23 protein-coding genes are annotated in these 22,489 nt (G+C 56.6%); 18 read left to right on the forward strand and 5 right to left on the reverse strand.

Features of this window, described 5'->3' with window-relative positions; genetic code table 11:
* The first annotated feature begins 110 nt into the window (after positions 1 to 110).
* Together GTP44_RS02255 and GTP44_RS02260 are read left to right on the forward strand one after the other, a co-directional pair.
* The gene (locus GTP44_RS02255) at positions 111 to 395 is read left to right on the forward strand and encodes an H-NS histone family protein (protein WP_161018128.1); all 285 of its coding nucleotides are present in this window, start codon (positions 111 to 113) and stop codon (positions 393 to 395) included.
* A 103-nt stretch (positions 396 to 498) separates the two neighbouring features.
* On the forward strand, positions 499 to 1,131 hold the full coding sequence (locus tag GTP44_RS02260; RefSeq protein ID WP_161018129.1) for a restriction endonuclease: 633 nt from the start codon (positions 499 to 501) through the stop codon (positions 1,129 to 1,131).
* Positions 1,132 to 1,174: 43 nt separating this feature from the next.
* Here the strand turns inward: GTP44_RS02260 and GTP44_RS02265 are convergent, their stop codons facing one another.
* Positions 1,175 to 2,029: a DUF3800 domain-containing protein gene (locus tag GTP44_RS02265; protein ID WP_161018130.1), complete on the reverse strand. Its 855-nt coding sequence runs from the start codon at positions 2,027 to 2,029 to the stop codon at positions 1,175 to 1,177.
* Positions 2,030 to 2,342: 313 nt separating this feature from the next.
* Between GTP44_RS02265 and GTP44_RS02270 the strand changes: the two genes are divergently transcribed.
* The 7 genes from GTP44_RS02270 to GTP44_RS02300 all read left to right on the forward strand — a co-directional run bounded on the left by GTP44_RS02270 (position 2,343) and on the right by GTP44_RS02300 (position 9,647).
* Positions 2,343 to 2,810 carry a hypothetical protein gene (locus tag GTP44_RS02270; protein WP_161018131.1) on the forward strand — a complete coding sequence of 156 codons (468 nt, stop codon included), beginning with the start codon at positions 2,343 to 2,345 and terminating at the stop codon, positions 2,808 to 2,810.
* Positions 2,810 to 3,625, forward strand: a complete 816-nt coding sequence (locus GTP44_RS02275) for a GNAT family N-acetyltransferase (RefSeq protein WP_161018132.1) — start codon at positions 2,810 to 2,812, stop codon at positions 3,623 to 3,625. The genes GTP44_RS02270 and GTP44_RS02275 overlap by 1 nt, the downstream gene beginning before the upstream one ends.
* Before the next feature lie 535 nt (positions 3,626 to 4,160).
* Entirely contained in the window at positions 4,161 to 5,246 is a 1,086-nt protein-coding gene (locus GTP44_RS02280; RefSeq protein ID WP_161018133.1) for an ABC-three component system protein, read from the forward strand.
* Positions 5,239 to 5,688 (forward strand): ABC-three component system middle component 2, encoded by a 450-nt coding sequence (locus GTP44_RS02285; RefSeq protein WP_161018134.1) that lies wholly within the window; start codon positions 5,239 to 5,241, stop codon positions 5,686 to 5,688. The genes GTP44_RS02280 and GTP44_RS02285 overlap by 8 nt, the downstream gene beginning before the upstream one ends.
* A complete protein-coding gene (locus GTP44_RS02290) occupies positions 5,685 to 7,493 on the forward strand; it encodes an AAA family ATPase (protein WP_161018135.1) in 1,809 nt (602 codons plus the stop codon). Before GTP44_RS02285 ends, GTP44_RS02290 begins: the two co-directional genes overlap by 4 nt.
* An 82-nt stretch (positions 7,494 to 7,575) precedes the next feature.
* On the forward strand, positions 7,576 to 8,496 hold the full coding sequence (locus tag GTP44_RS02295; RefSeq protein ID WP_161018136.1) for a hypothetical protein: 921 nt from the start codon (positions 7,576 to 7,578) through the stop codon (positions 8,494 to 8,496).
* 311 nt (positions 8,497 to 8,807) lie between these two features.
* Positions 8,808 to 9,647 (forward strand): hypothetical protein, encoded by an 840-nt coding sequence (locus tag GTP44_RS02300; protein WP_161018137.1) that lies wholly within the window; start codon positions 8,808 to 8,810, stop codon positions 9,645 to 9,647.
* Between the two features lie 11 nt (positions 9,648 to 9,658).
* Here the strand turns inward: GTP44_RS02300 and GTP44_RS02305 are convergent, their stop codons facing one another.
* The 3 genes from GTP44_RS02305 to GTP44_RS02315 form a co-directional block, all read right to left on the reverse strand.
* Positions 9,659 to 10,189, reverse strand: a complete 531-nt coding sequence (locus GTP44_RS02305; protein ID WP_161018138.1) for a hypothetical protein — start codon at positions 10,187 to 10,189, stop codon at positions 9,659 to 9,661.
* A complete protein-coding gene (locus tag GTP44_RS02310; protein WP_161018139.1) occupies positions 10,186 to 10,437 on the reverse strand; it encodes a hypothetical protein in 252 nt (83 codons plus the stop codon). Before GTP44_RS02310 ends, GTP44_RS02305 begins: the two co-directional genes overlap by 4 nt.
* Before the next feature lie 75 nt (positions 10,438 to 10,512).
* Positions 10,513 to 10,995 carry a DUF3016 domain-containing protein gene (locus GTP44_RS02315; protein ID WP_161018140.1) on the reverse strand — a complete coding sequence of 161 codons (483 nt, stop codon included), beginning with the start codon at positions 10,993 to 10,995 and terminating at the stop codon, positions 10,513 to 10,515.
* Positions 10,996 to 11,150: 155 nt separating this feature from the next.
* Between GTP44_RS02315 and GTP44_RS02320 the strand changes: the two genes are divergently transcribed.
* The 9 genes from GTP44_RS02320 to GTP44_RS02360 all read left to right on the forward strand — a co-directional run bounded on the left by GTP44_RS02320 (position 11,151) and on the right by GTP44_RS02360 (position 21,868).
* Positions 11,151 to 13,253 carry a S53 family peptidase gene (locus tag GTP44_RS02320; protein ID WP_161018141.1) on the forward strand — a complete coding sequence of 701 codons (2,103 nt, stop codon included), beginning with the start codon at positions 11,151 to 11,153 and terminating at the stop codon, positions 13,251 to 13,253.
* A gap of 312 nt (positions 13,254 to 13,565) precedes the next feature.
* Positions 13,566 to 14,240: a gluconate 2-dehydrogenase subunit 3 family protein gene (locus GTP44_RS02325; protein WP_371867126.1), complete on the forward strand. Its 675-nt coding sequence runs from the start codon at positions 13,566 to 13,568 to the stop codon at positions 14,238 to 14,240.
* 29 nt (positions 14,241 to 14,269) lie between these two features.
* Positions 14,270 to 16,042: a GMC family oxidoreductase gene (locus GTP44_RS02330; protein ID WP_161018143.1), complete on the forward strand. Its 1,773-nt coding sequence runs from the start codon at positions 14,270 to 14,272 to the stop codon at positions 16,040 to 16,042.
* Positions 16,039 to 17,295, forward strand: coding sequence for a c-type cytochrome (locus GTP44_RS02335; protein ID WP_161018144.1), 1,257 nt, complete (start codon positions 16,039 to 16,041; stop codon positions 17,293 to 17,295). Before GTP44_RS02330 ends, GTP44_RS02335 begins: the two co-directional genes overlap by 4 nt.
* Positions 17,296 to 17,466: 171 nt before the next feature.
* Entirely contained in the window at positions 17,467 to 17,928 is a 462-nt protein-coding gene (locus tag GTP44_RS02340; protein ID WP_160988231.1) for a rhodanese-like domain-containing protein, read from the forward strand.
* 6 nt (positions 17,929 to 17,934) lie between these two features.
* Positions 17,935 to 18,858 (forward strand): serine O-acetyltransferase EpsC, encoded by a 924-nt coding sequence (epsC, locus tag GTP44_RS02345; RefSeq protein WP_161018145.1) that lies wholly within the window; start codon positions 17,935 to 17,937, stop codon positions 18,856 to 18,858.
* Positions 18,855 to 19,112 (forward strand): helix-turn-helix domain-containing protein, encoded by a 258-nt coding sequence (locus tag GTP44_RS02350; protein WP_160988229.1) that lies wholly within the window; start codon positions 18,855 to 18,857, stop codon positions 19,110 to 19,112. The genes epsC and GTP44_RS02350 overlap by 4 nt, the downstream gene beginning before the upstream one ends.
* A gap of 84 nt (positions 19,113 to 19,196) precedes the next feature.
* The gene (locus GTP44_RS02355) at positions 19,197 to 20,129 is read left to right on the forward strand and encodes a family 2A encapsulin nanocompartment shell protein (RefSeq protein ID WP_161018146.1); all 933 of its coding nucleotides are present in this window, start codon (positions 19,197 to 19,199) and stop codon (positions 20,127 to 20,129) included.
* A gap of 8 nt (positions 20,130 to 20,137) precedes the next feature.
* On the forward strand, positions 20,138 to 21,868 hold the full coding sequence (locus GTP44_RS02360; protein WP_371867127.1) for a family 2A encapsulin nanocompartment cargo protein cysteine desulfurase: 1,731 nt from the start codon (positions 20,138 to 20,140) through the stop codon (positions 21,866 to 21,868).
* Positions 21,869 to 21,878: 10 nt separating this feature from the next.
* On the opposite strand, the gene GTP44_RS02365 is transcribed toward GTP44_RS02360, so the two are convergent.
* A complete protein-coding gene (locus GTP44_RS02365; protein ID WP_161018147.1) occupies positions 21,879 to 22,436 on the reverse strand; it encodes a hypothetical protein in 558 nt (185 codons plus the stop codon).
* Positions 22,437 to 22,489: the final 53 nt, after the last annotated feature.

A 22,489-nucleotide genomic window follows, 5' to 3' on the forward strand; every position in this document is an offset into this window, starting at 1 on the left:
ACCCACTAAGAGTTTAGTGTTCCCTTGCTGCGAAACGAAGAGGATTAAAGTAGATTGAACGTAAAGTCGTTACCTGTACAATAGCTCTTTCCACATCCATAGGACTAGAAATGACCTCTTACGCAGATTTGAAAGCCCAGATCGCCGCCCTCGAAAAACAGGCAGCGCAAGTACGCGATACCGAAATTGCGGCTGCGAAGCAGCAGATCCGTGAAATCATGCAGACGTATGGTTTGACGGTCGCTGATCTGGGTAGCACCGCAAAGGTAGCGCAGGTTCGTAAGCCTGTTCCTGCGAAATATCGTGATACGGCAACCGGGGAAGAGTGGACTGGGCGTGGCCGTGCTCCCAAGTGGCTCGATGGCAAAAATAAAGACGATTATCTGATTAAATAACTGTACTTTTCGTAAACTTCAAATGGCGCGGAAGAAAAGAAAATTCAACCAGCGATTTCATCGGACGCCCCCGAGGTTACGGACTGCTGCTCAGGCATTCGACATGATCGAGCTGTCCGAGTCGGCGATGCGGAAGCTTGCGCTTGGAGAAGATTTGACTGATGCCGAGGTTACAGCATTATTTGAGTCGGACTACGTGAAGGAAGGCAGTCCTTATCCTGAGTTTCTCAGTGCTGGTACACCTTTGTACGAAGCTCCTGGCAGCTTGAGTTTAATTCAGTTGGTTGATGTTGAACGCGAGATGTTCGCATACCTTGCGCGCCATCCAGAGCAAATGCGGCTGATCACACCGCGTCGGTTTGAAGAACTAGTCGCCGCCATTTTCAGAAATAACGGTTTTGAAGTAACTTTGACGCCTGAAACTCGTGATGGCGGCATTGATATTTTCGCCGTGCAGAAAAATGTCTTTGGCGGCGACCTGCTGCATCTGATCGAATGTAAGCGATATGCAGCAAACAATAAGGTTGGGATTGGCGTGGTCCAGAGGATGGCCGGTGTTGTAGATCAACACCGGGCCAATCGGGGGATTATCGTAACAACCTCAAGTTTCACAGACGCTGCGGAAGATGTTCGACGCACAATGCCACATAAATTAGCGTTTGGTCCCTATATTGACCTAAGCCAATGGGTGGTCGAAATACACCAACGCAATCAGGCCAAGAAATCGAACACCTGATCGATCGGTGTTCGATATTCTTTAAGGTTTCAGAACCCTGTTATCAGGTTCCTGGCACTTCAATTTGGATTTGAGTTACCGTTGCCGTCGCCGTCGTTGAAATCACAGTAGTTGTAGGCGAGGTTGTTGTCGAAGTGCGTGCTGTCGGCGCAGGGAATGGATATTTCTGAGCAGCCAATGTTTGGAGCCGTTGTTCAGTCGCAGCGGTTATTCTAGGCATATAACCATTTGCACCCGCAAAACGACAGAAATAGGGCTCAATCATTTTGTACCCACGGTCATCACCCGATTGGAAATACCTGAATGTCCAATAAGCGATAAGATCTGCCAGCTGAATCAAACGCGACGCTTTTGAATCTAAAAATAGCGGAACCTCAGCAAAGTTCCGTACTTTTCCATTAGCATTTCCCTGATGTTTGAATACCTGAGAAAGAGCTTGAAGTTTTTGCTCGTAATTGCTTTTATCAAAAATAACTAACCCGCGCTGAGGATCGTTTTTTCTTCGATAAAGGCTCTGAAGGTATTGATCGAAGCAAGAGGCGATATCCTCAAAACTTTGCTGAAGGATCGCCTCGGGTGCGAAAAGGCTTTTTTCAATTACTGAAACATAAACTCTCAATTGCAGTTGGCGATCAGAGAGCAAATCCAGGATGTCAACCACTGCTTGGACTCGATCAGCGGGAGCAACTCCTTCCCACTCGTCCTTGCCAGACCTCATCGGAGCGCCGTGAAACTCTATCGCACTCGGATTGCTCTTGCTGAACCGCTCTGCAACAGGAGTAATCTGCGACTCCAGCCAATGAGTTTGTCGTTCGAAAACGCTAAAGCCAGCGAGCACAAAAAACTGAGAGTTGGGATCATGTGAATGCCCTGACTCATCTAAGTAAAGTAGATGCATGGAGACCCTAAACGAAAAACGGACCGCATTGCGGTCCGTTGGAATTTGGTAAGCCGAGTGGAACAATCGCCCAACGTACCGAAGCATCAGCACTCTCGACTAGAAGCCCATTTTATACGTACATCGCATAATTTGCAACCGCACTCGACAAATTGTCGATTTCTGAGGGATGCGAAGCCTCAAAACGTCGCATCCGAACAGATTTGCGTGTCATATCGTAACGTAAACCGTTGTTGTTATGCAATATGTTGAGTAAGTTGTACAGCCGAATGTACACTAAGAGTTTCCAATCGGAACTATTCTGGGAGCCTTAATGAAAAATCCGCTGTACATTCGCACAGACGCGCAGTCCACAAGCTCGTTTCTAGACACCACCCTCGCGTATGCAAAACTCTCCAACGTAAGTCAGATTCGCTTGATCGTTACAAAGCGCTACGTCGAAGGCAACATCCTTCCGGTTGAGGATTTTTCGCTCGTTCACAACACCCCACTGATGCTAGTGCTGATCGAGATCGCGTTACCAGGCATCGCAACACCCCTTCAAATCGTACATGACTATCCGGGACTCAACGTACAGCGGGATAGTCGCGAATCAGAGGTCCGCGACCTACTTACCGGTCTACTGAAAATTGATTCAGGCAAGGTCGTGTACGGAACCCAGCCCGTAGAACCAACCGCGCACCTCGACGTGGAGTCCGCTGCAAAGGTCTTACGGAGCAGTGACTACGTCCAGCTCACCAGCACGAACGAGCATGACTTATTGCGTCGCATGAAGGGTTAATGATGACCGGAGCATCATTCGACTCTACATGGGAGAATGGCGCTCCTGTCAGTCCAACACTCCAGGTGCTTGAAGTCCGAAATCGGAAAAATCCAGAACGACCGTCGATGGGCTTCTTTTTGGTCGAACGGATAGAGCAAACACGCGCCTGTGATCGCTATGCGACCGCCGACAACACAATCAACATCATTTATCGAGAAATCTCCGACGACGGATATCCACGTGACCCTGCCAGGGGCGAGTTCAGTGGCAGTTATCATGCTCATGTGAATACGGTGTCCATTACCGCTGGATCGTTGACTGGCGGCATGGTTGTTATCAATCCTCCGTCTCTCCAGGGACATGGGTTAGGGACCTACCTGATGAATGAGGTCGTCAGGTGGGCCAAGCGCTGGCCGGATGCCACGGTGCACACCATCAATCTACTGGAAGGGCAAGCACGCGAGGAGAACCGAGAGCGTAGAAATCGATTCTATGAGCAGTTCGGATTGAAGTTTGAATACGCTTCCGCTGAGCGCAAGTCTGGGATCTCGCTTCCCATTCCGGCGAAGGATCTGGTTCTCACCGATCGCTGGAAGCAAAACATTTCAGAGCACAATCTGATGGAGTTTTTAGCTAGTACCTTGTATCGCAAAAGAATGGCGGAAGACGAGTTAGTTCATCGAACCCGAGCAGTGAAAGAGCTGTTTGCTGAGCAAAGGCGGAGGGAGGCAAGGCCATTACGTTGGGCAATGATGCAGCATATGCACAATATATTGTGGGGGGCTGCAACGATCGTTGTCGCCACCCTCGTCTGGAGCAAGTATTTTAAGTAAGCTACAGGCGAGTGCATTCGCCTCTTCGACCATACAAATACCTAGAAATTCAATGAAAATTCTTAGCCTTTTGTTCGCGGCACTTTCCGTCCTCACCGGGCTCTGTTCTGCATATTATTGGTGGCGATCTAGCAGAATAGTTCCAACCTTGGAAACAGAGATGGAGCCGGTACTTCCTGATCTTAAGCAGTTGGCGTGGACTGCTGCGGTGTTGCGTGCGGTCCAGGAGTCAGGGGAGTTGAATAAGAAAGCGTCGGTCTACACAGCATTCTCCGTGTCGCTCAGTGGGCTTTCAGCTCTTTCTGGCAGCATGAGCTAATCGAAACCATCTCGCCCGTTGCCGCGTAAGAGTCAGTCGGGATTTTAGACCCGCCTATAGATCAGCGCTTAAGTGCCGAAAGTCATCGAAGTGTGACAATCGGATAGTATTTGTCGAACGGCAATACGTAGAATGCCTATACCTGTCGTGAACTACAGTCGCTGCAAGCGGCCATCAGTTCATAGACATTTGAAAATAGCATTGAGAACCTAAGATATGTTGCCTCCAGAGAAGGATCTCTCCGAGCCTCACTCACCAGAAGAAATGTTGACCGCTTTAGCGGTTGCAACGGGTTCCCCCATCAGTCCACTAATGCGGTTAAACACACTGGATGAGGATGCGTGGGAAGACTTTACAGTTGAATTTGTTTCTGGGATAAAAAATAAATACACAAAAGTTACCCGATGCGGTGGCGGTGGCGATATGGGGCGTGACGTAATTGCATATACAGCCACCGGATGGGTAAATTATCAATGCAAATATTACGGAACTAAGCTCAGCATAGCTGACGTCGTGCTCGAAATAGGAAAACTCGTCTACTATAGCTATATCGGCGAATATACCTTACCTTCCGAATATTATTTCGTATCCCCGAAGGGGAGTAGTACGAATTTAATCAAAGCAATTAACGATAAGACAGGAAATTCACTTAAGAAGGAAGTTCTAGATCGATGGGAAAAAACCATCAAAGCCGGAATTACTTCAAAGGTTGATGTGGAACTGACGTCGGAATTGAAAAAATATATCGACGAAAAAGTTGATTTTAGGATTTTTGATGACATTCCACCAATAAGAATAATAGAGCTTCACCGTGCTACTCCTTACCATGATATACGGTTTGGTCTTTACTCTAGAAAGCGACCGATGCCGCAGGCCGCCCCGGCGGACGTAGATTGGTCTGTTGAACAAATATACGTTCAAGCCTTGTTGGACGCGTTTAGTGATTTCACAAAAACTACCGTAAGCATGGCTACATTGCCCTCACGCGTCAAACTTCAGAATGAATTAATCAATGCTCGCAACAATTATTTTTGCGCAGCGTCTTTGGATCTGTTTTCAAGAGATTGGCTTCCTGCCTCGGCATTCCAAGAATTAAAAGCCGAATGCTATGAAGCCATCTCAGCAACAGTGAACTTACCTCATCCTGAAGGCTATACGCGTTACCTCAAGGTCTCTGAGATGGCCGTGCATACGTCTTACGAATCACATCCTTTAAAGTTTTATATGAAGGTTCAGGACAAAAAAGGACTGACGCATCACATCGTAAATGACAAGAAATTTAGGTGGAAGAGCGATGACTAATACATCTACAACGTCCTCGTTTTTCAATAATCGTATTGAGTTGGCGACGCGCTCCAGTTTTATCTTGGCATGTCTGGCTGACCGGGTATTGGACATCGATCGCCTAGTCTTTTTTGACTATGTGTTGCTTTACGCCAAAGAATTTGGTGGACCGATTAATGTCCACACAGATTTGCCGAACAAGATTGCTGAACTAATCTATCGCCGGGAGTCGCTGCCAGCTGCTTTGAAGTTGTTTCTGAGTCGCGGCATAATTTCTTCGGAGATAAATTCAACGGGAATTTATTTCAAAGCCAATGAGGAAACTGCCCAGTACATTGGCTGTTTGAAATCTGAATACTATAAGGATATTTGGACTAATTTGCTATGGCTTGAATCAAATTATGAAAGTTTGGACAACAAGCGTATAGGTTATGTACATGGATTCTCAGAGCGAAAATGATAATAAAATCGATTGAAGTTTGCGGTGAAAATGTAAGGTCAGCATTTCTCTATTTCTCCAGCGGCCTTAACGTTGTGGCTGGCCCATCAAATACAGGGAAATCATATGTTATTGAATGCATAAAATTTGCATTTGGCTCGACTTCTATTCCTAAGTCAATCAAGGAGTCAAGGGGTTACAACACCGTAATTTTGACTATTGAAGAGAATGAAAAGACTTTTGAGATTCGAAGAAAATTTGAGGCGAATGCTGCAACTGTGGTGACAGAGTTCGGCGAAAAACCCGTTGTGCTAAAAGGTAGTCATAAGGCGAATTTCAAAAATTTATCAAATTATTTTTTGAAGAAAATAGGCTTAAATAACAAATTGCTGCTAAAAAGCAAAGAAAATCACACTACTCAAGCATTGACGTTGCGAACACTAGAGTCGGTATTTTTAGTAGATGAGAAACGTATTGTCGCTGATTACTCACCTCTCGGAACTGGCCAGCGCACCGAAAGGACACTTGAAAAATCCCTGTTGAAGACGCTTCTAACAGGCATTGATGATAGTCGTGCGAAAGAAAATTACAAAGAGGAAGAGAGCGGCGAGGCAGTTAAAAAAAGAATTAGAAATCTTGAAGAACTAATGCTGAAGATTTTTCCAGATGTTCCGCTGACGGCTGGTTCGGATGACGAAATTAAAGACCAAATCATCAGGCTAAATAAATCAATCGTCGACATTGATGGGGCAATTCAGCAATTGATCTCTTCAAAATCTGAAATGCTTATGGAGCGCAAGAGCTACATAGACCAAGCTTTGCTCAAGGAAACAGAGGTCAACGAAGCAAAAGTTCTTGCTCAGCGGTTTGGCTTGCTCATGGAGAAATATAAGTCGGATTTATCGAGAGTTGGTGGTGTTTCAGAAGCGGCTCACCTCTTGGAAAATTATAGTGAAGTAACCTGTCCTACCTGTGGCGCAGACTTTTTAGAAACCGACGTCGACGCTGATATAGAACTTGTATTGCAGAGCGCTCACGCGGAGGCTCACAAAATCGAAGTTCAAATGGATGACCTAAGAGACACGATTGATCACCTTGATTCAAATATATCGCGGGTTGGCGATGAGCTGAATGAGATTAGGTCGCTGATCAGCGAGATAGATGGGAATATTAATGTCGATATCTTCGAAAAGTTAAATGAACTAGTAGCTGAGAAAAATAATTTCTTCAATAAGAAGGCCGAATTGACTGGAGCACTTGCCAGGCTTGAAGGACGCAACTCTGCTCAGGTTGAACTCGACAAGCTTCGAAGCTTCACAGCACCCGAAAAACTTTCTTATGTATTTGACGATTTTTCCAGTCAGACTGAGTTATTTATCGCGAACGTCGAGGAAATTCTGAAATGTTGGGGATTCCCCGATTATCATCCCTCTCGTTTTGTCGATGAGTCGCGTGATCTAGAAATAGGTGGAACACCAAGAAAGGACTTTGGAAAAGGATACCGAGCCGTAGCATGTTCTGCTTTTGTTATTGGCTTAATGAAGACATTGATGGAGTCAAAACGTCATCCAGGCTTTGTTATCCTGGATTCTCCATTGACAACATACAAGAAGGCGGATATTGACCAAGGGGAAGAGGACGAATCTATCGAAAGCGATATGGTGTATTCAGTTTATCGGGATTTATGCGATTCTTATAATGATAATCAGATCATAGTTTTTGATAATCAAGAGCCTGAATCAGACTTAATACCTATGATGCACTATCAACATTTTACAAAAAACAAAAATATTGGACGTTATGGTTTTTTTGCTATATCCGATTAGTTCTTGATGAAACTAGGTTGATTGAATTGTTTAAATAGATATTGCGACCATTAAGTATGCGCTGGCTGTTGAGGAGGATAATTTGGAGCTGACGTTTGATGCAGTAAGAAGTACAAAGCTTTACAGTAATTTGTGTGCAATTTCATCGGAGACTGGATTTCACATTGCTCACAATATAAAGCATCCTGCGGACATCTTGCGGTTGCAATTTGATAAGCTCAACGCTGCTTTGAATGAATTTTTGAAATCTATCGAAAAGAATCCTTTCGATAAGTCAAAAGATGCTGCGATTTGCAGTTACATTCTTTCTCTGGATACGTTTTACGACAATCTTTTGTTAATAATAAAGGCGATCTCCCCTGTTGCAGAGAACGATAATAGTGATGTAAATATATGGCTTAAATCTAATAAATCGGTGATTTATGGCGAGTTCTTAGACTCTACCTCTAAAGCACATGCATTTGTAAGAAAGTTGTCCAATAAGGTTAAGCATGATGCCGTGGACGTAAATTATATACAGCTCTCCGATCATCAGGGTGTTGCTGTTGAAGGTTTTTATCTATCAAATGCTGTCGGTGAACGTGATTTAACAGGACCAGATCCCGCTGTACATAAGTCATATAAAGGGTCGAGCACAGCGATATCATATAATTTTTTTACGTTGTATTCCTTTGGGTTTGTTGCTCTAACTTTATTTCATCTTAATAGATTAATTTTTTCGAAACAGAAAGCTCATAGCGTTGCTGCTCCTAATCTTCATTCGTACTTTGTGCGTGGCGCAAACGTTCATCATAGATTTTTCCCGAATGAATATGGTGAGGAATTTGGCATGATATCTGATAAGAAGAATGTGCTGTCTATCAAGTATCCGTTCAAAATTAAGGCCGATAAAGCGTATGACGCCATCAACGGAATTCGTCCTACGTTTAAAGCCAATCAGCGCACAAATTCGGCTCACGTAGAGTGGCCTTATTTTAAGCTCCTCGGAAGGATCACCGGCTGAAGCAGTCGGGGTTGTGCACTGGAAGCGACCCCTTGGATCCTCAACATACGACTGCAAAGAGCGAAGACGTTCAGCGGTAAGGCTGGGCTTCGAAAAGTGTAAACAACTGGGCACAAATCAGAGGTTTGTTGACGATTTTATGAATGGATTGGCTGGATGCGGCCTAATCAAACACATCCAAGACTGTTTACACTTTTCACTGCGCATAACCATTTTAACGGCGTACCGTAGGGAAATGAAAAACCCCATAACTCGCTGAAGTTATGGGGTTTTTTGTTGCCGCCTAGAGATTTTATTGTTAGCTGATATTGATGACAAACAGCGATTCCATCACTCAACACTGCCAGACGCCGAAGCCCAGACGACTTCCCGCGTATTTTGCTTGTCTGATGCTCTCGCTGTTTTGGCAGAGCCGCTTCGCCTATGCCGCCGACTTTTCAAGTAAGCGCGTTGGGGAGGTGCTGTACTTCACTGGCAAACTCACTGAAACATCGGTCACGGTTATTCGAAATTTTATTGCTGAAAAAGGCGCGTCAATTGTGATTGATTCGGAGGGTGGCGATGTGCTGGCTGGCCTCAGTGTCGGCAAAGATCTTACCGCCAGCGACGTCGAGGTGATTGTTCGGAATTACTGTATTTCGGCCTGCGCAAACTATATTTTTCTTGGCGCAAAAAGAAAACAACTCATGGAAGGCGCTGTTTTGGGGGTTCATGGCGCTCCAACGTATAGCGGGGTGCAATCGGACGTCGGCAGAGCGATTGATGGTGTCGCGAAGGAGAGCGTCGAATTTTTCAAATCTATAGGTGTTGATGAGGTGCTGCTGTCCAAATCCTATGCGCTGACGAAGCTGGAAACGCCCGAGATCACTTTTACGTTGTCGGTTAATGGCGTCACCAAAGAATACAAGAGCCAAGCCAGTGCCCTTGACGCACTCACCGCCTGCCTCCGTAAAAAGAAGCAATGCTCAATCGCGATGGCGAAAAGAGGTGTGTCTGACAGCAGGCTGTATTTCCCCAGCCTTCAGGCGATGACCGCTGCTGGCGTCAAAGGAATTGAAGCGTATCCATACCCTAAGAGCAGCTCGGAGATGAGTGCATGGGCTAAGAATTTAGGCGAGCATGTTGAATTAATCGGCGATTTCCCCATTTGAAAAGCCAAGTGTTATGACGAACGACTTGTTGACGTTCTGATTTTCGCTGGCGGAGCTAGAAGTTGTTGTGCAGGTGTGATGACTGCCCACAGACTTTCGACTGCCTGAAGAAATGGTTCCAATTGCGGATGCGCGCGTAGTTGTGCTTCTGATGTCTTGCCTATAGCCCGTTGCAATGCTGGCAGCTTGTCGCGTTTCAACCCTTTAATTTCTAATTGCGTAGCTTCGGCGATGACCGTATCAAGATCAGGCCAGAAAGCAAAAGCGTCGATCATATTCGACGGCAAGAGCGTTGACAGCGCCTTGATGTGATCGTTTCTGAAGTGCCGGGACTCGGCCTTGTCCAGTGAGTCTGTGTCGCCAATTATCATTACCGGACTGCGGAGATCCGCTGCTATATTGCGCGCGACCGAGGCGAGCATCATCTTGCCTTGCGCTGCAAAGAAGCGAGAAGACACGTGGGGCATGCATAACTGCAGTACTTCACGCAGTAATATGGCATCGTTTTTCCCTTCGACTACGAATATCAGAGAAATATTCACTTGAACACCTCCAGGTCACGCCAGTGAGACGAGCCGTCGATGAGCCCGTAGCGGCAGAGCTTACGATATTTATGCTGTAGCGCGCTGTGGAAATCTTTCGCCATCATGGCGGCCTCAATGTCCTGCTGTTGCCAGATCAGGATGCGATGTGGTGGGCTGAGTGATGTCAGTTCAAGAACTGGCATGGTGAGATTGCCCGTCAGGAAGATCATGCCGAAGACCGTTGGCGGTCGACGGTCCAATTGCATTTTCAACTTGGCAATAACGGCGATGTCCTCGCTGTTTGTGTCTTTGCTTTCCAGTAGAAAGACCAGTGAGTGGTATCAACGCTGGGGCGGCAAGATCTCTTTGCGGAACCACGCATCGAGCATTTGTTTTTCGTAAGCGTACAGCTCTTGGCTGTACATGTTGACGCCCATCTGGTAGTTCGGGTCGGCCAGCTTGCCCTCGCCGCTGCGCAGCACCTTGCCGTCCTGTTCGATGCTGTAGCGCAGATGGATGCGCGGCCAGTCGGCCTGGCCTTTGGTCACGCGGATGTCGCGCACGGGCACGCGCGGGAACACGTCGCCCGCCAGGTCGATATCGAGGAATTCCACTTTCAACACCTGGCCGGCGGGCAGCCGGTCGGAAAGCTGCTTGAGCTGCTCGGTGAAGGTGTACTCCATCGACGCCAGGTCTTTGGGGTGACGCGGTACGTCGGTCATTTCGGCGGTGTTGAGATAGCTAACGTTCGCCTCGGCGCCGGCGCTGGTGGCGGCGACGGTGAAAATGATCGCGGCGGCGGCTTTCCATGCAGACGTTTTCATGGCGGGTCTCCGGTGTCAGTATGATTCCGCGTGACTATACGCCTTTCGCCAGCCGCCGTCTTTACACAACTTTACACGACACGTGGTCGGCGTGAAAATCTTTCCATGTGGGAATTTTGATACCATGGACCGACCTTCTCTCATGCGACATTGCCATGTCAAAATTACCACGTCATCACGTTGTGCTCTGCATTGCCGCGCTGCTGAGCGCATGCGGTGGCGGCAGCGATACCGCTTCCGTCACCCCGCAGGCCGCGCCGCTGGCGACCGCCGCGACCATTCTGCAACTTGATGACGGCGCGTTGACGCCGGCCGATGCGACGCAGTTTGCCCAGCCGTCGTTCCACATGGCGCCGCTGTTGCTGGAGGCGCCGGCCGAGGCGCAAACGGCGGTGCACACGCAAACCGTGCCGGCGGCCTTCCGCCGTCTCAACACACGCCGGTTGACGCTGGAGTCGCTGCGCGTCGCGCAGGCCAACCGCTTGGCCAATGTGGACACCGATACGTCGTCGGCCACGCCGCTGGCGAGCAGCACCACCGTGGCCACCTACACGCCGGCGCAGATCCGCGCCGCGTATGGCTTGCCGGCGCTGCCGGGCAGTTATACCGGCCTGAGCGCGACGCAGGCGGCGCAACTGGGCGCCGGCCAGACGATCTATATCGTCGACGCCATGCACAATCCCAACGTGGCGGCTGAACTGTCGGCCTTCAACAGCAAGTTCGGCCTGCCGGCCTGCGCCACCAAAACCATCGCCACCACGGCCAGTCTGCCGCTGGCCGCCGCATCCGCCAGCGGCTGCGAATTATCGGTGGTCTACAGCACGGCCAGCGGCGGCATGAGCGCCACCGCGCCGGCCTACGATGCCGGCTGGGCCACCGAGATCGCGCTCGATGTGCAATGGGCGCACGCCACCGCGCCGCTGGCGCGCATCGTGCTGATCGAAGCGGCCAGCGCCAGTTACGACAATCTGCTGGGCGGCGTGCGGCTGGCCAACAGGCTGGGCGCGGGCGTGGTGTCGATGAGTTTTGGCGGCAGCGAAACCAGTACCACCAGCGCGGCCGACAGCGTGTTCTCCGGCGCCAACATGACCTACCTGGCCGCCACCGGCGACTCCGGCGCCGGCGTCGCCTGGCCGTCGGTCTCGCCCAAGGTGCTGGCGGTCGGCGGCACCACGCTGAGCTACAGCGGCGTGGGCGCGCGGTCCGAGGTGGTGTGGTCCAACACCGGTGGCGGCGTCAGCGCCTACGTGGCGACGCCGGCGTATCAAAGCGGCGCGGTGCCGGGCATGGGGACGGCCGCGCGCCGCACCGTGGCCGATGTCGCCTTCAATGCCGATCCGAGCAGCGGCCAGTACGTGGCCATCATCGCCGCCGGTAGCGGCACCGTGAAGTGGTCCAGCGTCGGCGGCACCAGCCTGGCGACGCCGCAATGGGCCGGCCTGATCGCCATCGCCAACGCGCTGCGCGTGGTCAACGGCAAGGCCGCGCTGGCCGCGCCGCACGCGGCGCTGTACACCAATATCTCGACCGTGGCGGGTACCTATGCCAGCGTGTTCAAGGACATCACCAGCGGTCGGCACGGTAGCTGCGCGGCTTGTGGCGGCGAGACCGGTTACGATCAGGCCACCGGCCTCGGCACGCCGAACGGCGGTGCGTTGCTGTCGGCCTTGTCCGGCCTGACGGTGCAGGCGGCGCCGGTGGTCACCGCCGCCACCATCAGTGGCAAGGCCGGCGCCGCGCTGAGCTTTACCGCGCCGGTCACGGCCAGTAACGCGGTAACGTATGCGTTGACCGGCGCGCCGTCGGGTATGAGCATCAGCGGCGCCGGCGTGGTGACGTGGGCGACGCCGGTGGCCGGCACGTATGGCGTGACCATCACCGCCAGGGACAGTGTGAATGGGCTCAGCGGCTCGGGCGTCCTCACTGTGGTGATTGCCGCCGCCGGCAGCACGTCGACCTCCAATACTCCCACTGCCCCCACCGCCAGCGGCGGTCCGATCATCAATGCCAGCGCCATGGTCGGTGTGGCCAACCGCGCGCTGAGCGGCACCATCGGCATTAGCGATGCGACCAGCAAATCGGTGGCCGTCAGCCTTTCCGGCGCGCCGCTGGGCATGACCTTTCAGGTCAGCGGCATGCAGATCACGGCCACCTGGGCGGCGCCGAAGGTCGGCAATTACACGCTGAAGGTGGTGGCCACCGACAGCAATGGCGCCAGCGCCACCGCCTCGATCCCGGTCACCGTGAGCGCGCGCTAAGCGTCGCTCCGCCTTTGGCATGAGGCCCTGGCCACCCCTGTGCGGGGTGGCCAGGCGTTTTTTTGGGGCTACATTGTGCGTATGGTGTCTGGTGATTGGTCAGGCCAATTGCCTTTTTGGTCAGGCCATATGTTTATCAATGAAATATTTTGACTGTGCAATAAAACTGTTTTAAACTGCCTTGAGCTTTTGCGCTATATCAAGTTTTACGCCCGTTGCAGCCGTCTGCCAACCGGTGTTTTCCTCCCCCAAACTTACCATTCGCTACCTATGTCCTCAGGCAAATTCAGTCCTTCGCGACGGACTATTCTCATGGCCACCGCGGCGGCCGTTCCTATCGCGTCCATTCCGCTGGTCCGTCAGGCACACGCCGACGGTCTGGAAAATGTTCAACTCAGCCAGTACCAGCCGGTGTTTTTCTCGGCGCCGGAATGGCAATTCATCCTGGCCGCCTGCGACCACCTGATCCCGGCCGAAGGCCGCGGCCCTGGCGCGCTGGAAACCAATGTGCCGGTGTTCATCGACCAGCAACTGCACAACGGCCTGGGCGATGACGTCTACATGGACGGCCCGCATCCGGAAAACCCGGCGCCGACGCTGGGCTTCCAGGGCACGCTGACGCCGCAGCAGAACTACCGCGCCGGCATCAAGCTGTCGCAGCAGCATGCCAGGCAGAAGTACGGCAAGCCGTTCGAGCAACTGGCGGACGCCGACAAGGACGCCCTCCTGACCGCGCTGCAAAAGAACGAGATCAGCTTCGCCGAGCTGGGCGAGCCGGCGCTGAAGGCTTCGTCCTTCTTCAACCAACTGCTGGGCGACGCCAAAAACGGTTACCTGGCCGACCCTATGTACGGCGGCAACAAGGACATGAAGGCATGGGTGGCGATCGGTTTCCCCGGCGCCCGCGCCGCCTACACCGAATGGGTGGACACGCACAACGTCAAGTATCCGTTGGGTCCGGTCAGCGTCAGCGGCAAGCGTGCTTAACCGCCGCGCTCAAGAACAGAAAGAACATCATGGCAAACATTAGCAACGACGAAGTCGACGTCGTCATCGTCGGCCTCGGCTGGGCCGGCTCGATCATGGCCATCGAACTGGCCAAGGAAGGTCTGAAAGTGCGCGCGCTGGAGCGCGGCCCGGACCGTCCGCCGGAAGATTTCGCTTACCCGAAACCTGCCGACCAATACGCTTACGCGATCCGCAACAAGGTCTTCGCCACCCCGCGCGACGCCGCGTTGACGGTGCGCTACAACGACAGCGAAACCGCGCTGCCGACCCGCAAGTGGGGCGCGTTCGCGCCCGGCACCGGCGTCGGCGGTTCCGGCCTGCACTGGACCGGCGTGCTGATCCGTCCGACCACCACCGACATCAAGCTCAAGACCTACGCCGACCACGCCTACAAGCGCGGCACGCTGGACCCGGACATGCGCATCAAGGACTTCCCGTTCAGTTGGGAGGAGATTGAGCCATGCTTCGACAAGTTCGACAAGATCTGCGGCCTGTCCGGCAACACCGGCAACCTGAACGGCGTGATCCAGCCGGGCGGCGATCCATTCGAGGGCCCGCGTTCCAGCCCGTATCCGCTGCCGGCGCTGCACGACACCTACAACAGCTCGCTGTTTGCCGCGACCGCGAAGAAGATGGGCTACCATCCATTCCCGAATCCATCGGCCAACGTGTCGCAGGCGTGGACCAATCCCTACGGCGCGCAACTGGCGCCCTGCAATTACTGCGGCTATTGCTCCAAGTACCCGTGCCTGAACTACTCCAAGGCCTCGCCGCAGACCACCATTCTGGACGTGGTCAAACGCATGCCGAATTTCAGCATGCGCACCAACGCCAACGTCATCAGGGTTGACCTGCACGCCGACAAGAAGACCGCCAAGGGCGTTACCTATGTCGACGAGCACAAGAACGAAGTGTTCCAGCCGGCCAAAATCGTCATCCTGTCCAGCTTCCAGTTCGCCAACGTGCGCCTGATGATGTTGTCGGGCATCGGCCAGATCTACAATCCGCTGACCGAGACCGGCACCATCGGCCGCAACTACGCCTTCCTGAGCAACGGCGACGCCACGCTGTTCTTCAAGGACAAGCACTTCAACCCGTTCGCCACCGCCGGCGCCACCGGCGAAATGTTCAACGACATCTCGCCAGGCAACTTCGAGGACGGCATCAAGCTGGGCTTCATCGGCGGCGCCAAGATCCACAGTTCGCAAGCGACCGGCGCGCCGATCGGCACCGCGCTGCCGAAGGGCACGCCGGGCTGGGGCAAGGGCTGGAAGGAAGGCATGGTCGACTGGTATGGCCGCTCGATGAAGATCGGCATCACCACCACCTGCATGTCGTATCGCGGCCACCACCTGGACCTGGACCCGAACTACAAAGACCCCTGGGGCCAGCCGCTGCTGCGCATGACCTTCGACTGGCGTCAGAACGAGCTGAAGCTGCAACGCTATCTGCGCGACATCGTGCTCGGCATCGCCAAGGAACTGGGGCCGGACCATATCAGCGAAAACTTCCTGGCGCTCGATTCGCACTGGGACATCACCAAGTACGTGTCGACCCACAACGTCGGCGGCGCCGTCATGGGTGATTCGCCGCGCGACTCGGCGCTGAACCGCTATCTGCAATCGTGGGACGTGCACAATGTGTTCGTACCGGGCGGCAACGCCTTCCCGCAGAACTTCCAGGCCAATCCGACCGCGACCATCGGCGCCATCACGCTGTTCGCCGCCGAAGCGATCAAGAAGCAATACCTGAAAAACCCTGGCCCGCTGGTGCAAGTATGAACAACAAACTGACGCAATTCCTCACCACGGCGGTGCTGGCGCTGGCCGGCGCCGCCGTTCACGCCGCCCCGGACCCGGCGCTGATCCAGCGCGGCGCGTATCTGGCGCGCGCTGGCGACTGCATCGCCTGCCACAGCGCGGCGGGCAAGCCGGCCTTTGCCGGCGGCCTGGCGATCGATAGCGGTCACGGCATCATCTACTCGACCAACATCACGCCGGACAAGCAGAAGGGCATCGGCGGCTACACCGAGCAGCAGTTCTCGGACGCCGTGCGCAAAGGCGTGAAGCCGGATGGCACACACCTGTATCCGGCCATGCCGTACACCAGCTACGCCAAGGTCAGCGACGCCGACATGAAGGCGCTGTACGCCTTCTTCCAGTCGGGCGTGACGGCCTCGAACTTCACGCCGCCGGCCACCAGGATGAGCTTCCCGTTCAATCTGCGCTGGGGCATGGGCCTGTGGAACTACTTCTTCGCCGACACCAAGCCGTTCGTGGCGCAAGCCGGCTGGAGCGACAAGGTCAAGCAGGGCGCGTATCTGGTGGAAGGCCTGGGCCACTGCTCCAGCTGCCACACGCCACGCGGCTTCGCGATGAACGAAAAGGCCAGCAACAGCGGCCAGGCCAGCTTCCTCGCCGGTGGCGAACTGAACGACTGGCCGGTGCCATCGCTGCGCGGCCTGCCGCGCTGGAGCGAGGCGCAGATCGTCGACTACCTGCAGACCGGCCGCAACCACGGTGCGGCGGTGGCGGGCGAGATGACCGCCGTGGTCGAGCACAGCACGTCGCACCTGCGTGAAGACGACCTGGGCGCCATCGCCGCCTACCTGAAGGCCTTGCCGCCGGTGCCGCCACGCGGTCCCGCCGTCAAGCCGCAGGGCCGGGACGAGACCGCGCGCAAGCTGACCGCCGCCGTCAACCTGAAGCTGGGTGAACGGCTGTACCTGGACAACTGTTCGGCGTGCCACTTCGTGAACGGCAAGGGTGCCTCGCGCGTGTTCCCGGAGCTCGATGGCGCCACCGTGATCAACGCCGATAATCCGACCGCGCTGGTCAACGTCATCCTGCACGGCGCGCGCACGCCGTCGACCGCGAAGGCGCCGTCGATCCTGGTGATGCCGGGCTTCTCGCGCCGCTTGAGTGACGCCGAAGTGGCGACGCTGGCGACCTTCCTGCGCCAGGGCTGGACCAACACCGGCGACAGCGTCGCCGAACGCGACGTCGCCAAGATCCGCGCCAAAGCAGTCCACTAAGCCTTCCCTGGGTCCCCGCGCAAGCGGCGACCCAGGTTGCGTTGGCGATTCGCCGGACGCGGCCCTCTCCTTATAACTTTTCCACCTTTGTGAAGTTGTTTTTATTCGTTTTGTTTGGTTTTAACGAATCGTATGCTGGTGTCTATCGCCACCAACGCACAAAGGTGTTCCATGTCAGAAGTCCTCGATCTGCCGCAGCAACTGGCAGCCATCAAATCCCACGCTGAAGCGTCGGGCCTGCCGTATGCTGGCGGCGTGCCGCCGGCCGTCGCCTGGCAGCTGTTCTCATCCGGTCAGGCGCTGCTGGTCGATGTGCGCACCGCCGAGGAGCGCAAGTTCGTCGGCCATGTGCCGGACAGTCTGCATGTGGCCTGGGCCACCGGCACGGCGCTGACCCGTAATCCCCGTTTCGCCCGCGAACTGGAAGCCCGCATCGGCGGCAAGGACGCCGTCGCGCTGCTGTTGTGCCGCAGCGGCAAGCGCTCGGTGCTGGCGGCGGAGGCCGCCGCCAAGGCCGGCCTGACCAATGTCTTCAATGTGCTGGAGGGCTTTGAGGGCGACCTCGACCCGCTGCAGCAGCGCGGCAAGGCCGACGGCTGGCGCTTCCATGGCCTGCCTTGGGTACAGGACTGATCCGCCATGGCCACCTTCGACATCACCGGCATCGTGCAGTCGCTGCACGCGGTGCGCCACAACTGGCGCCAGACGCAAAGCCGCAACAGCGAGGCCGGCAACCGTGCCTTTCCATCGCGCGACGCGCTGGCGTCGATCATCGATTCGCTCAAGGGCGTGCTGTTCCCCATGCGCCTCGGACCACCCGACCTGCGCCAGGAGAGCGAGGATTTCCACGTCGCCCACGCGCTGGACGCGGCGCTGCATGCGCTGCTGCATCAGGTCAAGCGCGAGCTGACCTATCACGCCAGTGTCGGCGACGGCGGCCGTCACGCGATCGACGAGCAGGCGCTGGCCGCCGTGCGCCGTTTCGCCGCCGCCTTGCCCGGCGTCCGCACGCTGCTCGATAGCGATGTGCTGGCCGCCTACCAGGGCGACCCGGCCGCCGGCAGTGTCGACGAGGTGCTGCTGTGCTATCCGGGCGTGCTGGCGATGATCCATTACCGTCTGGCGCACACGCTGTACACGCTGGGCCTGCCGCTGCTGGCGCGCATCGTGGCCGAACTGGCGCATGCCGCCACCGGCATCGACATCCACCCGGGCGCGCGCATCGGCGCCGGCTTCTTCATCGACCATGGCACCGGCGTGGTGATCGGCGAGACCGCCGTCATCGGCGAGCGCGTGCGCCTGTACCAGGCGGTGACGCTGGGCGCCAAGCGCTTCCCGACCGACGCCGAAGGCAATCTGCAGAAGGGCTTGCCGCGCCATCCGGTGGTCGAGGACGATGTGGTGATCTACGCCGGCGCCACGATACTCGGCCGCATCACGCTCGGCCGGGGCGCCGTCATCGGCGGCAATGTGTGGCTGACGCACGACGTGCCGGCCGGCGGCCGCGTGGCGCAGGCCGCCTCGCGCGAGGGCGCGCTGGCCAACGGCATCGGTGCCGCATGACGGCGCCGCTGGCGATCGCCCGCACGCTGGTGCAGGGCTTCGGCCTCGGCGTGCGTCAGCTGCGCGAGGCGCAGGGCTGGTCGCAGGAGCGGCTGGCCGAGTATTCCGACCTGAACCGCTCCTACATCGGCGAGATCGAGCGCGGCCTGGTGATCGCGTCGCTGGTGACGGTGGAGAAGCTGGCCACCGCGCTCCAGCTGACGCCCGCCGCGCTGCTGCTGCACGGCGAACGCCTGCGCCGGCCGCCGTCTTGATGGCGATAGCCTGTTGAGCCCGCGGGCGGCACGCCGCACACTGGCCGCGCCAGATTTTTTTAACCAATCCAGATGGGAGTCATGATGTCGGCAACAGTAGGTGGAACCACGGCGCTGGGCGATAACGCCGCGCGGCAATTAGCGAACGCAACCAAGACCGCGCCGCAGCTGGCGACCATCAGCCCGCGCTGGCTGACGCATCTGCTGCAATGGGTGCCGGTGGAGGCCGGCATCTATCGCCTGAACAAGGTGAAGAACCCGGAGGCGATCAAGGTCACCTGCACCGCGCGCGAGGCGGAGAACCAGTTGCCGCGCACCTATGTCGACTATGAGGAGCAGCCGCGCGAGTATTTCCTCAATGCCGTCTCGACCATTCTGGACGTGCACACCCGCGTGTCCGATCTGTACAGCAGCCCGCACGACCAGATCAAGGAACAGCTGCGCCTGACCATCGAGACCATCAAGGAAAACCAGGAATCCGAACTGATCAACAACCCCGACTACGGCCTGCTGGCGCAAGTGACCGAGGAGCAGCGCATCTTCCCGCTGACCGGCGCGCCGACCCCGGACGATCTGGACGAGCTGCTGACCAAGGTGTGGAAAGAGCCGGCCTTCTTCCTGACCCATCCGCTGGCGATCGCCGCCTTCGGTCGCGAGGCGACCCGCCGTGGCACGCCGCCGCCGACCATCAGCCCGTTCGGTTCGCAGTTCATCACCTGGCGCGGCATTCCGCTGATTCCGTCGGACAAGGTGCCTGTGGCCGATGGCAAATCGAAGATCATCCTGCTGCGCGTGGGCGACAAGCGCCAGGGGGTGGTCGGCCTGTTCCAGCCGGGGCTGCCGGGCGAGCAGAGTCCGGGGTTGTCGGTGCGCTTCATGGGCATCAACAACCACGCGATTTCGTCCTACCTGATTTCGCTGTATTGCTCGCTGGCGGTGCTGACGCCGGACGCGCTGGCCGTGCTTGACGATGTGGAAATCGGCAAGTACCACGACTATCCAGACACCTATAAATAAGGCGCGCCGTGAGCCATCCAACTTCTTACCAGCCGGACGGCGCGCCGTTCGATCCGGTGGCGCTGGCGCGGCTGGCCAACGCGCTGTTCCAGGCGGCGCCTGGTGTGCCCGACGTGCCGGGCACGCAGGCGCCGGTCAATATCGCGCCGCCGGGGTCGCCGCTGGTCAGTCCGGCCGGACTCGGCCCGAACGTGCCCGGCACGCCGATTCCGCAAGGCCAGCTGCCGGGCGCCAACCTGCTGCCGGCCTCGCCCACGCCGGTGCTGTCGCTCGGCAATCGGGTGCCGGCGCTGGCGCCGGTGGCGCCGGCCGGCAATGGCGTGCCGGACAAGGTCTACAGCACGCTGCCGGCGTATGAGCCGCGCATCGGCGGCGCGGTGCTGGGCCTGCCCGGTGTGCCAGTATTGCCGGTCGCCGATGCGCCCTCGCGCGACGGCGCATCGCCGTTTTACTTCCTCAACGAGCGCCACGGCTATGCTGGCGCCGGCTTGCCGGGGGCGGCGTCGGTCATCGACCGTCACCCGCCGTTCGACGTGCACGCGATACGCCGCGACTTCCCGATCCTGCAAGAGCGTGTCAACGGTCGCCAACTGGTGTGGTTCGACAACGCCGCCACCACGCACAAGCCGCAATCGGTGATCGACCGCATCAGCCACTTCTACACGCACGAAAACTCCAACATCCACCGCGCCGCGCACGAACTGGCGGCGCGCGCCACGGATGCCTACGAGGGCGCGCGTGAGCGGGTCCAGCGCTTCATCAACGCCCCTGATGTGAACGAAGTCATCTTCGTGCGCGGCACCACGGAGGCGATCAACCTGGTGGCGAAAAGCTGGGGCGCGCAACACATCGGCGAAGGGGATGAAATCATCGTCTCGCATCTGGAGCACCACGCCAACATCGTCCCGTGGCAGCAACTGGCCACCGCCAAGGGCGCCCTGCTGCGCGTGATTCCGGTCGATGACAGCGGCCAGATCCTGCTCGACGAATACCGCCAGCTGCTCAACGCGCGCACCAAGCTGGTGGCCGTGACGCAGGTGTCGAACGCGCTGGGCACGGTTACGCCGATCAAGGAAATCGTCGCCCTCGCGCGGCGTGCCGGGGTCAGGACGCTGGTCGACGGCGCGCAATCGATCTCGCACATGCGGGTGGACGTGCAAGAGCTGGGCGCCGACTTCTTCGTCTTCTCCGGCCACAAAGTGTTTGGCCCGACCGGCATCGGCGTGGTGTGGGGCAAGCGGGAAGTGCTGGAAGACATGCCGCCATGGCAGGGCGGCGGCAACATGATTGCCGACGTCACATTTGAAAAGACGGTATTCCAGCCGATTCCCAACAAATTCGAAGCCGGCACCGGCAACATCGCCGACGCCGTCGGCCTGGGCGCGGCCATCGACTACGTCAACCGCGTGGGCATCGACAACATCGCCCGCTACGAGCACCAACTGCTGGAGTACGGCACCGAACAGTTGAAGCGCATCAACGGCGTGCGGCTGATCGGCACGGCGGCCGACAAAGCCAGCGTGATGTCCTTCGTGCTGGCCGGCCACAGCACCGAAGAAGTGGGGCGCGCGCTGAACGACGAAGGCATCGCCGTGCGCACCGGCCACCACTGCGCGCAACCGATCCTGCGCCGCTTCGGCGTGGAAACCACGGTCCGCCCGTCGCTGGCGTTCTACAACACCCACGACGAGATCGACCGCCTTACCACCGTCATCCGCCGCCTGGCCGGCCAGCGTTAAACCCAGGGGTTTATTTTGGCGGGCGGGTGCGGATGGCGTTGATCTGTTTCAGTTCGCGCTCGCTGGCGTTGGCCAGCAGCGCTTGGTGCGCTTTGCCCAGCTCGATGTAGTGGGCTTGCTCCGGCGTCAGCGCCTTGCCACGCAGCGCCCAGCTGGTCAGCGCGCCGGTGGCCAGGCAGCACACCAGCACCAGGACGGTGTAGACGGCGATCCAGCCGCCGGTCTTGAATTGCAGGATGTTTAGCGACAGGCTGGTCTTGCGCGCCGCTTCGGTGGCTTGCTGCATCTGCTCCAGCATGCCGCTGACCGCCGCCTGCGTGGCGACGGTGGCGGCGGCGCTGGCTTGCGCGGCGGCGACGTCGGCGATCTGCCGCGCTTCGGCGCTGACCCGCACCGCTTCGGCGATCTTGCCGTCTATCTGGCTCAGACCGGCGTTGGCTAGCCGCACCAGCTTGTCACAGTTGGCGATCTGCCGCGTGACGTTGGCCACTTCGCCGTGGAAGCGCTCGACTTCCTTGGCGTGGGCGTCGAGCTTGTCGTTGAAGAGATCGAGTTCGGCTTGGTTCATGGCGCGGTCGGCGAGGGGAACGATGCCTCATCATACTGCGGAATGTTGCCGGT

Origin of the sequence: Duganella lactea, from assembly GCF_009857505.1 — a bacterium.
Lineage (GTDB): Bacteria > Pseudomonadota > Gammaproteobacteria > Burkholderiales > Burkholderiaceae_D > Rugamonas > Rugamonas lactea.

Excerpts from the sequence above, each read along its gene's own strand:
- GTP44_RS02255 (WP_161018128.1), top strand. The coding sequence starts at position 111 with ATGACCTCTTACGCAGATTTGAAAGCCCAGATCGCCGCCCTCGAAAAA.
- GTP44_RS02260 (WP_161018129.1), top strand. The coding sequence starts at position 499 with ATGATCGAGCTGTCCGAGTCGGCGATGCGGAAGCTTGCGCTTGGAGAA.
- GTP44_RS02265 (WP_161018130.1), bottom strand. The coding sequence starts at position 2,029 with ATGCATCTACTTTACTTAGATGAGTCAGGGCATTCACATGATCCCAAC.
- GTP44_RS02270 (WP_161018131.1), top strand. The coding sequence starts at position 2,343 with ATGAAAAATCCGCTGTACATTCGCACAGACGCGCAGTCCACAAGCTCG.
- GTP44_RS02275 (WP_161018132.1), top strand. The coding sequence starts at position 2,810 with ATGATGACCGGAGCATCATTCGACTCTACATGGGAGAATGGCGCTCCT.
- GTP44_RS02280 (WP_161018133.1), top strand. The coding sequence starts at position 4,161 with ATGTTGCCTCCAGAGAAGGATCTCTCCGAGCCTCACTCACCAGAAGAA.
- GTP44_RS02285 (WP_161018134.1), top strand. The coding sequence starts at position 5,239 with ATGACTAATACATCTACAACGTCCTCGTTTTTCAATAATCGTATTGAG.
- GTP44_RS02290 (WP_161018135.1), top strand. The coding sequence starts at position 5,685 with ATGATAATAAAATCGATTGAAGTTTGCGGTGAAAATGTAAGGTCAGCA.
- GTP44_RS02300 (WP_161018137.1), top strand. The coding sequence starts at position 8,808 with ATGACAAACAGCGATTCCATCACTCAACACTGCCAGACGCCGAAGCCC.
- GTP44_RS02310 (WP_161018139.1), bottom strand. The coding sequence starts at position 10,437 with ATGCAATTGGACCGTCGACCGCCAACGGTCTTCGGCATGATCTTCCTG.
- GTP44_RS02315 (WP_161018140.1), bottom strand. The coding sequence starts at position 10,995 with ATGAAAACGTCTGCATGGAAAGCCGCCGCCGCGATCATTTTCACCGTC.
- GTP44_RS02320 (WP_161018141.1), top strand. The coding sequence starts at position 11,151 with ATGTCAAAATTACCACGTCATCACGTTGTGCTCTGCATTGCCGCGCTG.
- GTP44_RS02325 (WP_371867126.1), top strand. The coding sequence starts at position 13,566 with ATGGCCACCGCGGCGGCCGTTCCTATCGCGTCCATTCCGCTGGTCCGT.
- GTP44_RS02330 (WP_161018143.1), top strand. The coding sequence starts at position 14,270 with ATGGCAAACATTAGCAACGACGAAGTCGACGTCGTCATCGTCGGCCTC.
- GTP44_RS02335 (WP_161018144.1), top strand. The coding sequence starts at position 16,039 with ATGAACAACAAACTGACGCAATTCCTCACCACGGCGGTGCTGGCGCTG.
- GTP44_RS02340 (WP_160988231.1), top strand. The coding sequence starts at position 17,467 with ATGTCAGAAGTCCTCGATCTGCCGCAGCAACTGGCAGCCATCAAATCC.
- epsC (WP_161018145.1), top strand. The coding sequence starts at position 17,935 with ATGGCCACCTTCGACATCACCGGCATCGTGCAGTCGCTGCACGCGGTG.
- GTP44_RS02350 (WP_160988229.1), top strand. The coding sequence starts at position 18,855 with ATGACGGCGCCGCTGGCGATCGCCCGCACGCTGGTGCAGGGCTTCGGC.
- GTP44_RS02355 (WP_161018146.1), top strand. The coding sequence starts at position 19,197 with ATGTCGGCAACAGTAGGTGGAACCACGGCGCTGGGCGATAACGCCGCG.
- GTP44_RS02365 (WP_161018147.1), bottom strand. The coding sequence starts at position 22,436 with ATGAACCAAGCCGAACTCGATCTCTTCAACGACAAGCTCGACGCCCAC.